We start from the raw sequence: 12,708 nt of genomic DNA, 5'->3' as shown, positions 1-12,708 counted from the left end.
CGGCTACACAGCTACCTCGGGAACATCTCACCTGAAGAATACGAACGCAACTACTACGCTCAAGACCACGGCACATCAACCGGTGATGCCGCCAACACAAAGGCGGCATGAAACCCGGGACGGTTCACTGTGCAGCTCCTTGAAGCTGACGAGCGCCTCATCGAAGGCCGTTTCGTTGGTGAGCGTGTCCTGCAGGGCTTCGAACATCGACGCAATGTCTTTAAGACCTTGTTTGTACTCGTCTGTATTGATGAATATTTCAAAGCTGTTCTTGAGGACCTCGTCGCGCTGGAAAACGAACTGGGACACATAGTCATCATTGAAGGTCAGAACGGTTGTTATCGAGTCCGCACCACTAACCTCTGGCCGAGGTCCATTACTGGAAGCTCTGTGCTTAAAGGGAATTAGCTCATCCAAATTCCCATCACCCTCAGTTCGCAGGGTTAGTGCACGCGCGATGGTGCTTTTGCCGAGACCATTCGGGCCGTACTTAATGTTTAGGGATCCGCTGCGAAGCGAGATGGTTGCCTCACCAATGCTGTTGCAGTTCTTGATCGTAATCAGATGGTCTTCAGGTGGCTCTGATTCGAGTGGCGCGGCAATTTTCGTAACCAGCGTCACGGTGGCTCCCTCATCGATGCTATGGAGCAGTCAGCGACGTGCTGTTCGCTTCATTCCCCGTCGGGCATGCCCTGCATACCTAGGTCAATAGTGGAGACCCAAACGCTTCCTCGTCAAGAAAAAAGAAGGCGGCGGACGGATAAGCCTATTCTCCGATCAGAGGAGCGCGCCAAGAAGAGTAAGGGCTGAGCGCTGGCGATCACGGATTTATGACGTGTACTGCCTACAGGGTGGCACGGCGGCGCCTGGCCTCTTTGTGCCGGTTTACTGGTGTTGCCTCGATGACGCGGTTGATCATCTCCGCGAGGAACCGTCCAGGCTGAAGGGGTTCGGGGACGGTCTCGTGCCTCAGCGTGACCCGTGGCAGGTTGGCGAGAGCGTCTTCGACAGCAGAAGTCGGTACCTCCTCCGTTTCGGCTTCCGTTTCAGACGTTTCGAGGCCGGCCGCGGTGAGGGCGTCATCGGTGAGTGCAGCATCGGGGTCGTCGGTAGGCGCGAGCTCAGCGCCGTACTCGATCATGATGAGAGCGACCGCGTGGTACGCGTCGTCTTCTCGGCCGAGTTTTTGGAGCAGGTCGATGAGCCATTCGGCTTTATCGGGTTCTTCGGTGAGGATCGTAGAGCGGAGTCCGTAGACGAAGCCGAGGGCGGCGAGTGGGTGTCGGAGGCGCAGGTTTTTGGCGTCGCCGTAGCTTTCTTCGACCCGGTTGGCGGCGTTTTTGCCGAAGCTGGAGTCCATCCGTTTGGTGCTGATGAGCAGTTCTGGTCCGGTGTCCCAGTCGGACATGACGACGTCGACTTGTTTGAGGTAGTTCTTCCCGAGGATGTTCGCCGACGACGAGACAACACCCTTCAGCGGTGACGCTTTCAACAGACGGGCCTCAACGAGGTCACGTTCTTTTCTTGGCAGGCCAGCGAGGAGGTTGACGATGGGGGCGGGCATGATACGTGGGTGTTTCCCGCGAGGCCAGGTGGCGTCCTGGTCAAACCCTGCCCGCCGCAGCTCGTACGAAATCCAAACATCCAAGGCCAGTGCTGGCACACCCGACGTTGTCGGTGCCTTCAGATATAGAGGTACGCCGAGGAGCTTTTCGAGGACATCGAAGTCTGGTTCGTAACGGAGAGCGCCGGTCTGGTCTCGGGTCCAAGGGTTGGTGTGCTGATTGTCGGGCGCTGCGTCGGCGCAGATCCGGTCAAAAATCGCCCACGCCTTGGATTTCGCGGAAGGTTCAGCGGCCACTTTCTGCCCTCGCTACTCGTCGTGTTGTCATGGCGTGATGCGCGTGACGGACCAGGTGGATGTCGTCGACGGTCAGGGTGCCGGATTCGAGGAGGAGGGCTTGGTCGACGAACTGGACGGCGGTGAGGAGGTCACCGTTTCGGAGCAGGCTCGCGACCGTGGTCCTGATGGCTCGGAGGGCGTCGGCGCGTTTTGCGACAAGGGCGGGAGACGGCATCGCCCAGACGTCGGCTTCGCGGGGTTCGATTTTCAGGATCCCGCCGCCGTAGGAGCGGCCAACCATTTCCGCGTTCAGCAGCGTCACGGAGTTCAGGCTCGCTAACGGCAGCAACTCGCACCCCAACTCGTGGTGCTCGCCCTTCAGGTAAACGCCGTGGACGGAGTTGAGGTGATGCGCTCTGGCGGCATTTGTCGTCAGGCGGGGGGTGTCTGCGTTCATGCACGTCAGTAACAGATCTGCTGGCGGGAGGAGGGGGACTTGATACCAGGTCCTCCTGACCCGGCATTTATACGCCTGATCGACGCCCGCTTTGTGGCCGGCATCTATGTACGACTTTGCTGCCTCGGACGGGTTGTCTCCGGGCCGGAACAACCACGTCGCCTTGTCGGCGTTTCCAAGATCCGTCATCTGATGCCGGGTCAGCGACAGGCCTCGAAGGTGCGTACTGCCGGGAGGGGAGAGGCGGAGGAGGTCTTGACGGGTGAGGCCGAGTTCTCTGACACGGGCGGGGGAGAGGGCGAAGTAGGAGTTGTTGCCGGTGACCATCCCAAGGGTGGTGTCACCCCATTGCTCTAGGTCGGTGAATGCTCCCGAAGCGCGGAGAGTGCGAAGCGGACGAAGAGCCTCCGTCCCGACGAGCAGCCCAGTCCACTTATCAGCGGGGCTTCCTGGTGACCAAGTCAACGGCACCCCCAACGTCTCCAGTGCCACCGCGTCTTTGGCCTGATGAATGACCGCATGATCGGTGGGGCCTTGGTTGTACCCGTCGGCGAGAAGGAGGACCACGTCAGCTTCCGCTTCCGGAAACACCTGCTCATTGAACAGGACCAGTTCGACGCTTCTGAACCGGTCGAAGAGGAACTGGCGGACCGGTGCCGCGTAATTGACGGACAACAGTTCCGCGGGGAGTACCAAGCCCATACGACCGCCGGATTTCAGGAACAGGGCGGATTGGATGGTGAATGCCGCCCAGCTGGACGCCAGACCGTTCAGTGCCACGCCGGCTTTCAGAGCGGCGGCACGGGAGCGAGTGCGGGATTCACCGGTGAAGTCCTGGTACCGGATGTAGGGCGGGTTCCCGATCACCGCGTCATAGGTGGGTTGGGGGTGGACGAGGAAGAAGTCGCTGTGGGTGATGTCCGCTACCCCGCCGGCGCCGGTGATCCGGTCCCGGGCGACCCGGGCGCTGTGCGCATGAATCTCCACACCAGCAACCGTCGGCGTGTCCTGGCCGAGATCTTTCAAGCGCCGGACGGCCTCGATGAGGAATGCGGCGTCCCCGGCGGAGGGTTCCATTACGAGGTCTGTGGGTGTGCGGACGGCCCAGTCGGTAATGAAGCGGGTGAGGGGTTCTGGGGTGAAAAACGCGCCGCGCGCTTTCCGGAGATCCGGCGTGTCCGAGACGTGGGGGAGGGGCGCGATACTCACACCCCTCATTCTTGGGCAAACCACTGACCTTCAACGCCAATACCGCCCGAACACGCCAACTAGTTCCCGCCCGGTCGGGCGATGCTGCGGGCACACCTCGACTCTTCGTTGACCGTAAACTGCGTCAAAGCAGGGAAGCGGGGGTTTCGGTGGCGGCATCGGGTAAGTCTGTTCGGTTGTTTCTAGTAGATGGCACCCCCGGCGGCCTCGTCACGGCGGAGATCATGAACTGGACGGGGCATCTCCTCGCCGGACCCCGCTCCGACCTTCTCGCCCTTCTCCGGCGGGAAGAGGCCCGCCGCACCGGCGTCTACCTCCTCCTCGGAGACGCACCCGACAGCATCGGAGGTACCCAGGTGTACATCGGCGAGGGTGACGACATCAGTACCCGGTTGACCAGCCACGCGCGCGAGAAGGACTTCTGGGAACGCGCGGTGCTTCTGACCAGCAAAGATGCAAACCTCACCAAAGCCCATGCCCGATACCTGGAGTCCCGCTTCTTGCAGATCGCTCGCGACGCGCAACGCTCAGAGATCGTCAACGGCACGGCTCCGCCTTTGATCGCGCTTCCCGAGGGCGACGTGTCAGATATGGAGTACTTCATCACCCAAGCGCTGATCGCGCTACCGGTCCTCGGCGTGAACGTCCTCCGCGCGACTGCCACCAGCACGCATCCCGCCGCGAACGTCTCTGACGATCATCAGGTGTCTCAGTCACCTCCGCAGTTCACGATGCAGCAACCCCGGGAAGGTCTCACGGCCCACGCCACCGAGGTGGATGGCGAGTTCGCCGTCCTGTCCGGCTCCCAGGCACGCCGCAAACAAGTCGGCGGCGGATCGTACGTCGGGCTCCGGGAGCGGCTGGAACGCGACGGCACCATCGACACCACGACGGACCCGGCACTGTTTACGAAGAATCAAGTATTCGCCAGCCCGTCAGCAGCGGCTGCAGTCGTGGCTGGCCGGTCCGCTAACGGCCGGACGTCATGGGTGGAGGACAGCACTGGCCTCACTTACGGGGCTTGGCAAAACCGTGACCTCGAGGTGTAGGCGATGACTGGTGAAGAAGGCCGGTCGTGCGTGTTCTGCGGCAGTTCCGAACGACTTACTCGCGAACACGTACTGGGGAACTGGCTGAGCAAAATCGGCCTGGCTAACGATCCGGTCGAAAAGTTCGCCGGCCTGCACAATCGAATCCCGAAATCGATGGGCATCGGTGCGCCCCTTCAGCAGACGGTCAAAAACGTGTGCGCGGCCTGCAACAACGGCTGGATGAGCGGTCTCGAAAACCACGCAAAACGCGTCCTTACTTCTCTTCTACTGGGCGAGTCGGACGAGATCCGCGCCGACGACCAGGGGCCAGTCGCTATGTGGCTGCAAAAGACCGCGTTTATGGCGATGCTGCTGTCCTCAGCTGAGGACAGGGAGGCGGGCTACGGGGTCCCGCCGTCGGAGTATCGGCTGCTTTACGAGCAGCGGAACACGTTTGAGCCCCTCGGGACAAGCAGGTTCTGGGTTGGACGATACGTCGGTGAGTTAGGGCACGGGTCGGTGTGGGTCACGCCCCTGTCAGTAGGAGTCGCCGGGCACCCGGAGTCCGATCTGCCCGACGGCTATTCGATGACTATCGTTCTCGGCGCGTTGCTTCTTCACGGAGTTCGCTTCACACACCTGCCCTTTCCGGTGGACCTAGCAACCCGCCATCTGCTGGGAGACCTTTGGCCCGCCGCCCTCGATGCTGGAGCATCCGTCGCAGGAGAGATCACGGAGGACCAGTTTTTCGCCCTTGCCCGAGGTCGGGCCTTTGTCGTGTCGGATGAAAACGTGACGCTTCGACCGTGGCGACCGGCGACTGAGCTCGAGGAGAGCAGCCTAATCGGGTCCATGATCGAAATGCCGACGCTGTGCGGAAAACACGTTGCCTATTACCCGGCTGACTTGTTCTTCGAGGCACAACAGGGCCGTTTCTACTGGTTCATGACCGGCTGCGAATGCGGTATCGGCTACCTCATCCACACCGAACACGATGGAGCGCATACAAAGGCGGCGGAAACCCCGGAACAAATTGGGGCTTGAGGACCAATGCTCGGGAAAGTCACGCTAAGCGAGCAGGCTGGAGCTGGAGCTGGAGCAGCGGAATTGTCTCGTGATTCTTATGGTGGTTATGCGGGTTGTGGTCCCCGGCCGATGCTTTCTTTGTTGAGGTGTCCGTAGATGGTGGATCGCGGCGTTTTCAGTAGGTCTGCGATTTGTTGAACGGTGAAGGTGCCGGCGTCGTAGAGTTCTTGGGCGTGGGAGGCCTGGGCGGGGGTGAGTTTTGGCCGGCGGCCGCCTTTTCGTCCTCTGGCTCGTGCGGCGGCTAACCCATCTCGTGTGTTCGCGATGATCAGTTCTCGTTGGAGCTCTGCGAGAACGGAGAGCATCCCGAACATGGCGCGGCCTTCCGCGGTGCTGGTGTCGATACCCTGTTCGAGTACTCGGAGGCCGACACCGCGTTCGTTCAGGGCAGCGCCGAGCGTAACGAGGTGGAGCACGGAGCGGCCGAGCCGGTCGAGCCGCGTGATGACGAGTTGATCGCCGCGCCTGTTCGCCGAGGCCAGGGCTTTGTCGAGCTCGGGGCGTGACGCCTTGGCGCCGCTGGCCCGGTCAAGGTAGATGTTCTCGGGGCCGACGCCGGCGCGAGTGAGGGCGTCGATTTGGTGGTCAGGTTTCTGGTCCGCGGTTGAGACGCGGGCGTAACCGATTAGCATGTGTCGAGAATACTTGGGTTGATGGTTTGTCGGCGTTGTTTAGCGGCGCGAGTTTTCGACGTAGATATGGCGGCGTTTCGCCGGTAGGGTCGTGGTGTCGGTGAAGGATCGTTTGTCGACACGTACACTCCCTGGTCTCGTTTGGTCGCCTATCGGGCTCTTCCTATTCTTCGTTGCTGTCGTGCTGGTCGGGATCGCGCAGAGTGCGTCGACCTCCGGCGAGGTCGGGAAGTTGGAAGGAGTAGTGGCCGTGGACGTTGATGTGGCGGCGCACGTACGCCGATAGGCGAACGACGTCGGCGTCAAGCATGGGGTAGCTCTGTTCCCGTAGCGAGGTCAGGGCGTGCTCGACGTAGATGGTGTTCCACAGCGTCACGCAGTTCAGGACGAGGCCCAAGGCGCCGAGTTGGTCTTCCTGCCCCTCACGGTACGCCTGGTGCAGCTTGCCCTCGCGGCCGTGGAAGATGTGCCTGCCCAGTGCGTGGCGTCCCTCTTGGAGGTTGCGCATCGCTTTCATCTCCCGCCGGTAGGCCGGGTCATCGACGAAGGTGAGGACGTGTAGGGTTTTGAAGATCCGGCCGTAGTGTGCAACGGCCTCGCCCAGATCTGTTGGACGGCCGTCGCGTTGCAGGATGCGGATCACATCGTGGGCGGAGACCTCGCGGGTGTGGATCGAGGCGGCGATCCGGCAGATGTCCGGCCAGTGCCGGCGGATCTTCTCGACGTCGATTTTTCCCCGGGCGGTCGTGTCGAGTCGGCCGTAGTCCGCTGACCGGTTGATCCGCCACAACTTGGCGTCGGGCAGGTCCGCGAGGACTGGCCGGTAGTCGAATCCCAGCAAGGTGACTAGTCCGAACACGATGTCGGAGTACGAGCCTTGGTCGGTGACCAGTATCTCGGGCCGCTGGCTGTCGTCCGGGTTGTAGAGCAGATCCACGAAGTGAAGAGTGTCCTTTGGTGTGCCCGACACTACTTTGGCTGCCAGCCCGACGGACTGATCGGAGATCATGTTCAGCCAGGTCACGCCCTTTTTGCGGTGGAAGTACTTGGGGTTGGGGCGTGCGTCGACGGAGCGGACCGGAACGATGAACCGCATCCCGTCTACGGCGGCGACCAACCCGCCGCCCCACGCCTGCGCCAGCTCGTTGGTACCCTGGGCGTCAATGAGCACCGCGTTGGCTGCGGCGAAGGAGTCCGAGCCCAGGTAGTGCTGGTCAACGTGGGAGAGTCGGTCGCGGGTCAGGGCCGGAGCGTCGGCGATCACCGGCCCGAATCCGATGTTGAGCGCGTGCGCGGTCAGCAGCGCGGCGACTGAGATGTGTAGGTCGGTCAGCCGAGAGGATGCGCCGGCTGCGGAAGTGAAGGAGGCAGTGAAGTCCGGGTGCCAGCCCATCACCTCGAGTACCAGTTCGGAAAGATCCACGCGCGGGATCATTCCTGCCACCCGGCTGCGTAGGTCTTTCAGACTCGGGGTGTCATCCAGGGCATCGTCCTTACCGAGATGCATCCGGCCGTCGGTGTCTATGGTGATGTTCCCGCCTGCGGTCATCCCGTCGGCCGCTGTTCGCCAAGCCGTATCCAACGTCAAGGCGAGCTCGGCGAGCAGCGAGTCGGGCTGCTCCGGCAGCAGTAGCGCGCTCAGCGCCGGGCCCTTCGCGTTCTCCCAGGACGGACCAGACAATAGCCGGGCCCGAGGATCTGACCAGCGGTCAGAAGTTGCCGCGAAGATGTCGCGGTGTTTGAGCGCAGTGTGGAACTGCTCCAGAACGCAGAACACGTAGGCGTTACGGTCCACCGTTTCCTCAGGCCTGCCAGCGGGGAACACCAGCTTCTGCCACCAGCCCTTCGGCACCACCGACAGATCGACTTTGCGGGCATCGAGGTACCCCTTGGGTACCTTCACCGTCTCCCGCAGATCCAGCAACTGCGCCAGCTCCTGCATCGCCGCAAGGATCTTGTGTGCATCAGCGGTCGCGGTGAACCTGACTACCTCGCAGAGCATTTTGGCGAAGCCGCGCACGGTGGCATACCGCTCCACGACAGCCTCCCGCCACTGACCCTCTGGTTCGGCCTGCGACGGCGGGATGATCTCCTGAATTCCCGCCACCGCCGCGGCGATCTGCGCCCGGGAGCCCACCTGGGCCTCGATCATTTCCCACACCATACCCAACGGCATCGACTCGCTCGCACCCTCGGCATCGAGCAAAAGCTCCACCACCGATTGGAGAACCCGGGCGTGCCGGGCGATAACCGGAGCCCGCTTGATTGCGGCCTTCTCCGCGACCTTGTTTGCTCGCCCGATCAGCTCGTTGGACATGAATGCGTCAAATAATTCCAGGGCATCGTCGGTCGCAGACACTTCCAACCACCGCACCGTGGCCAGCAGCGTGGCGATCTTCTTCTCGTACGGCAACCGGTCAAGCTTGGTCGCAGTTTCATTCTTGCCCTCCTTCGCCAGGGCGATCAACCGCCGCTTGGGCACTCCGGCCACATCCGCCTCTCCCAGACGGAGCCCGGCGATCTCCGAGACCCGGTTCAGCGCCATGACCATCCCACGCCCCGTCGTGTTCTTCCCCGCTTTGCGCCACATCTCCAATTGCGACCAACGACCACTTTCCGGCACTTGCAGCAGTTTCTCGAGCTCAAAGGCCTGTCCACCTGTTACTGCTCCAGCCAGCGCGGCGTGCAGTCTGGTCTGGTTGCGTCCGGCAGGGTGGTGTACGGAACGTTCGGTGGCGTGTCGCTGTTGACGTAGCGACGGTCACCGCGTGATTCTTCGAGAGAACCGCTAAATCCATCTCGAAAGGACCCCGACGATGACCGTCGCACCACACGATATCGACCCTGCCCGTTTCCTTCACGAACACCTCGCTCAGGCCAGCCCCGACCTGTTGCGGGAGATGCTGACCTCGTTCATCAATGCGCTGCTGTCCGGGGATGTTGACCAGGTTTGCGGCGCCTCTTACGGGGCGGTGAGCTCAGATCGCACGAATCGTCGCAACGGGTATCGGCACCGCGACTTCGACACCCGCGCGGGCACGTTGGACGTTGCGATCCCGAAGCTTCGCTCGGGCACCTACTTCCCGGAATGGTTGCTGGAGCGTCGCCGGCGGGCGGAGGCCGCGTTGACCACGGTCGTCGCGACCAGCTATCTCCTCGGCGTCAGCACCCGTCGGATGGAGGACCTCGTGCAGTCTCTCGGGATCACCGGGCTGTCCAAGTCGCAGGTCTCGGAGATGGCCAAAGACCTCGACGAGCAGGTCGAGCAGTTCCGCACCCGACCCCTCGATGCCGGCCCATACACGTTCGTCGCGGCGGATGCGCTGACGATGAAAGTCCGTGAGGGCGGGCGGGTGGTCAAGGTCGCCGTGCTGCTCGCCACCGGGGTGAACGCGGAGGGATACCGCGAGATCCTCGGGGTTCAAACCTCCTCGATAGAGGATGGTGCCGGTTGGCTGACGTTCTGGCGCGACATGGTCGCCCGCGGCCTCGGCGGCGTGAAGCTCGTCACCAGCGACGCGCACGCTGGGCTGGTCGCCGCGATCGGAGCGACCGTCGGCGGCAGCTGGCAGAGATGCCGCACCCACTACGCCGCGAACCTCATGTCGGTAACTCCGAAGAGCTCGTGGCCGTGGGTGAAGACGCTGCTACAGACCGTGTTCGACCAGCCCGACAAGGAATCCGTGCACGCCCAGTTCGACCGGGTCCTCGACGCGCTCGAACACAAGCTCCCCAAGAGCTTCGCGCACCTCGAGGGAGCGCGGGAGGAGATCCTCAGCTTCACCGTGTTCCCGAAAGAGATCTGGAAGCAGATCTGGTCCAACAACCCCACCGAGCGGTTGAATCGGGAGATTCGCCGCCGCACCGACGTCGTCGGGATCTTCCCGAACCGCGACAGCATCATCCGCCTCGTCGGAGCCGTCCTCGCCGAGCAACACGACGAATGGGTCGAGCAACGCCGCTACCTCAGCCTCGAGGCCCTCGCAAAGGCCCACCGCGTCGGCGAACCCGAACCCGAGGAGGTGACACCCGACCCCGACTACCGAGCCCTCACCGCCTGACCCGAAATGCTCGAAAGATCACGAATCAGATACACCACGTCCAAGGACTTGACCGTCTGGTCTCTGCTTTCTTACGAACACTGGCCACCTCATCCCGTAGCGTCGTGACCCCGGGCAGGAGAACTCGCCTCGCGCGAAGCCATCCCACCGCCGCGTAGAAAAGCGGCTTGGGCTGATCGCCGGTTGTCCACGCCTGCCCGTCTAACCAGTCGATCATTTCAGCCTCCGCCGAGGCATAGGAGACATACCCGTAGACTTCGGCGATCTCCGCTTGATGCTCGAACCTCGTCGCTCGGCGGTCCAGGTAGCCGTTCACGCAGGACGGTTCAGCCACCCCGACTTGTGCGGCCATATGCTCCACCACTGCGTTTGGCACGTCGAGAGGATCCTCAAGAAACGTGCCCAGATGCCGGGCGGTAACCAACTGGAGGCTGAACCCGAGCCGATTGCGATCGCCGCGAACCTTGTGCGAACACAGCCGGTGCACGATCGGCTAACGGAAGGTCGCGAGATGCCGTTCGCCCCTAATTTGCTGGACGTAGACAAAGCGGGCGTTCTGTCGGGACCGTCTACTACGCTGGTCTCAACACGCCATCCCAACCGGAGATGGCACCCGCGTAGAAGCGGTAAAGAACCGGGTATGGTCACACCGGCACGAGGGTCGATGTGGTTTTTGGCGTCTTTCTGGTAACGGTTAGTTGCCGATGATGAGGGCTTAGGCCCATTCCCCGTCGTCGTGAGAGGTGAAGTCTTGATCGCGGTCACACAGGTAATTCTGTTGCTCCTTGCCCTGTTCAACGCGTACGCTGCGGCTCTTGTTCTAGCGCGGAGCTGGTTGTACGGAACACGCATCTACCGTCCGATGCTGGTCAATATTGGATTATCGGTCCTGCAACTGGTCATTCTGGGGATCCTTGTCGTAGGGACGCTCGCGATCGCTACCATCCCGTTCCTGGCGAACGAAGTAGTGATCTTCACCTATCTCGCGGTCGTGGGTGTGGTCTGGACGTTGGCGTTTCCGAACTCCGCATACCTGATCACGGAACTGAACTTCAGCCACCGCCAAGACGACGATCCGGTTCCGTTGTGGTACGACATCATCGCTACCCTCACGCTCACCGCGTCGGGGATAGCGAACACCATCGCCGGGCTCGCCGGGATCCAGATCTTCGCGATCATCATCTTCGACGACCCGAACCGGGCCGAACAATACCCGCCGGGTTGGTCGTGGGTCCTCGCGATATTCCTCATAGCGCTCGGAACGTTCGGAATATACCTGGGCCGGTATCTGCGGTTCAACAGTTGGGACGTCCGCCATCCCGCCGGTATGGCCCGGAAACTGCGTACCCACTTCACGACGCGAGGGAACCTCACCCAGATGGCGTTGTTCGTCAGCTTGCACACACTGTTCCTCGGAATCGTCTACGCGATGGTCTTCCTCCCGGTATATGCCTCGATCGCAGGTTAGGTGCGCGGCTCTGCCTCTCGCTCGCCGCTGTAGGTGGCTGGTTTTCCACGGGGGTGGCAGGGTTGCGTCCGCTGGTGATTTGTCCGGCATTCCCGAACCTGCCAGGGTCGTTCAGTGACGGCTACGACTGTCGCTGTGCCGTCGATCGCGCAGAGAGGAGATACAGCAGTGAGTCTCCCGTTATCCCTTCCCGTGTGCCACACGTCGAGTTCCATGTGCACTCTCTATGGCATTCTGGATTCCAGCGCCGCCATCTCGCGGCTCCCACCTCATAAGAAAGAACTACAGATGACCAACTACAACTCTCCGACCGGAAGCGTGGCCAACACCTCGCCAGCCCCAATGAACGTACTGTCAGTCGTCGGATTCGTACTGTCTCTCGTCGGGTTCAATGTAATCGCGATCATTCTCGGCGCCGTCGGTCTATCCCAGATCAAGCGCACGGGTCAACGCGGCCGCGGCTTCGCGATCGCAGCGATCGTGATTGGCCTCGTTTCGATCATGATCGGCGTGATCATCATCATCATCGCGGTCATCGCCGCCGGCACCAACAACCCTTGATCCTCCGCAACTTTGTCTGCAGCGTCTGCCGCGCGCTGTCCGTGACACCTGACCTCGAACGACACTAGAAGATTTCGGACGACCCTCCCCCCGGGCTCAAGTACTCCAACGCGCACGACCCACAAGAGCGAACCCACCGATCGATCAACTAGATCGCAGCAAGAGGCCCGCAAGCGGGACGCTCAGCGGACGCTCCAGCGCCGTTACTGGCATCGACACGTCCACGGTTGGACTGTCAAGCCCCGGGTTTGGTGGAGGGTTTAGTTGACCCGTTCGCTCGGTTGAGGGACGGGGGTTTGTGAGTAGAAGATCTCTTCTTTCTCGTTGGGTGGGATGTGGCCGAGCTCGCCATGCAAGCGG

The 12,708-nt window shown here is 61.9% G+C and carries 10 protein-coding genes and 1 pseudogene; 5 read left to right on the top strand and 6 right to left on the bottom strand.

The features are described 5' to 3' along the window. Positions 1–75: 75 nt before the first annotated feature. The 3 genes from B7R24_RS16975 to B7R24_RS16965 all read right to left on the bottom strand — a co-directional run bounded on the left by B7R24_RS16975 (position 76) and on the right by B7R24_RS16965 (position 3,509). A complete protein-coding gene (locus tag B7R24_RS16975; protein WP_172582903.1) occupies positions 76–621 on the bottom strand; it encodes an AAA family ATPase in 546 nt (181 codons plus the stop codon). Positions 622–844: 223 nt separating this feature from the next. Further along, positions 845–1,861, bottom strand: a complete 1,017-nt coding sequence (locus B7R24_RS16970; RefSeq protein ID WP_116420177.1) for a hypothetical protein — start codon at positions 1,859–1,861, stop codon at positions 845–847. Next, the gene (locus tag B7R24_RS16965; protein WP_253259537.1) at positions 1,851–3,509 is read right to left on the bottom strand and encodes an N-6 DNA methylase; all 1,659 of its coding nucleotides are present in this window, start codon (positions 3,507–3,509) and stop codon (positions 1,851–1,853) included. Before B7R24_RS16965 ends, B7R24_RS16970 begins: the two co-directional genes overlap by 11 nt. A 176-nt stretch (positions 3,510–3,685) precedes the next feature. Between B7R24_RS16965 and B7R24_RS16960 the strand changes: the two genes are divergently transcribed. Continuing rightward, on the top strand, positions 3,686–4,558 hold the full coding sequence (locus B7R24_RS16960) for a GIY-YIG nuclease family protein (protein ID WP_216363774.1): 873 nt from the start codon (positions 3,686–3,688) through the stop codon (positions 4,556–4,558). Positions 4,559–4,561: 3 nt separating this feature from the next. After that, positions 4,562–5,584 (top strand): hypothetical protein, encoded by a 1,023-nt coding sequence (locus B7R24_RS16955; protein WP_147304106.1) that lies wholly within the window; start codon positions 4,562–4,564, stop codon positions 5,582–5,584. Between the two features lie 86 nt (positions 5,585–5,670). On the opposite strand, the gene B7R24_RS16950 is transcribed toward B7R24_RS16955, so the two are convergent. Both B7R24_RS16950 and B7R24_RS16945 read right to left on the bottom strand, forming a co-directional pair. Beyond that, positions 5,671–6,258: a recombinase family protein gene (locus B7R24_RS16950; protein WP_116420174.1), complete on the bottom strand. Its 588-nt coding sequence runs from the start codon at positions 6,256–6,258 to the stop codon at positions 5,671–5,673. 163 nt (positions 6,259–6,421) lie between these two features. Continuing rightward, positions 6,422–8,974: pseudogene (locus tag B7R24_RS16945) on the bottom strand (Tn3 family transposase); the annotation flags it as partial. Positions 8,975–9,074: 100 nt separating this feature from the next. Here B7R24_RS16945 and B7R24_RS16940 point away from each other — a divergent pair. After that, the gene (locus tag B7R24_RS16940) at positions 9,075–10,319 is read left to right on the top strand and encodes an IS256 family transposase (protein ID WP_116420172.1); all 1,245 of its coding nucleotides are present in this window, start codon (positions 9,075–9,077) and stop codon (positions 10,317–10,319) included. 25 nt (positions 10,320–10,344) lie between these two features. On the opposite strand, the gene B7R24_RS16935 is transcribed toward B7R24_RS16940, so the two are convergent. After that, positions 10,345–10,806: a DUF4158 domain-containing protein gene (locus B7R24_RS16935; protein WP_172582902.1), complete on the bottom strand. Its 462-nt coding sequence runs from the start codon at positions 10,804–10,806 to the stop codon at positions 10,345–10,347. A gap of 264 nt (positions 10,807–11,070) precedes the next feature. On the opposite strand from B7R24_RS16935, the gene B7R24_RS16930 reads away from it, so the two are divergent. Next, complete coding sequence (locus tag B7R24_RS16930) at positions 11,071–11,787, top strand: DUF1361 domain-containing protein (protein WP_116420170.1); 717 nt, start codon at positions 11,071–11,073, stop codon at positions 11,785–11,787. A gap of 288 nt (positions 11,788–12,075) precedes the next feature. Further along, positions 12,076–12,348, top strand: coding sequence for a DUF4190 domain-containing protein (locus B7R24_RS16925; RefSeq protein WP_116420169.1), 273 nt, complete (start codon positions 12,076–12,078; stop codon positions 12,346–12,348). Positions 12,349–12,708 lie beyond the last annotated feature (360 nt).

Source organism: Subtercola boreus (assembly GCF_003399645.1).
Lineage (GTDB): Bacteria > Actinomycetota > Actinomycetes > Actinomycetales > Microbacteriaceae > Subtercola > Subtercola boreus_A.
The sequence above is the reverse complement of the archived record's forward strand: the minus strand, read 5'-3'. Positions and strand labels throughout refer to the sequence as shown.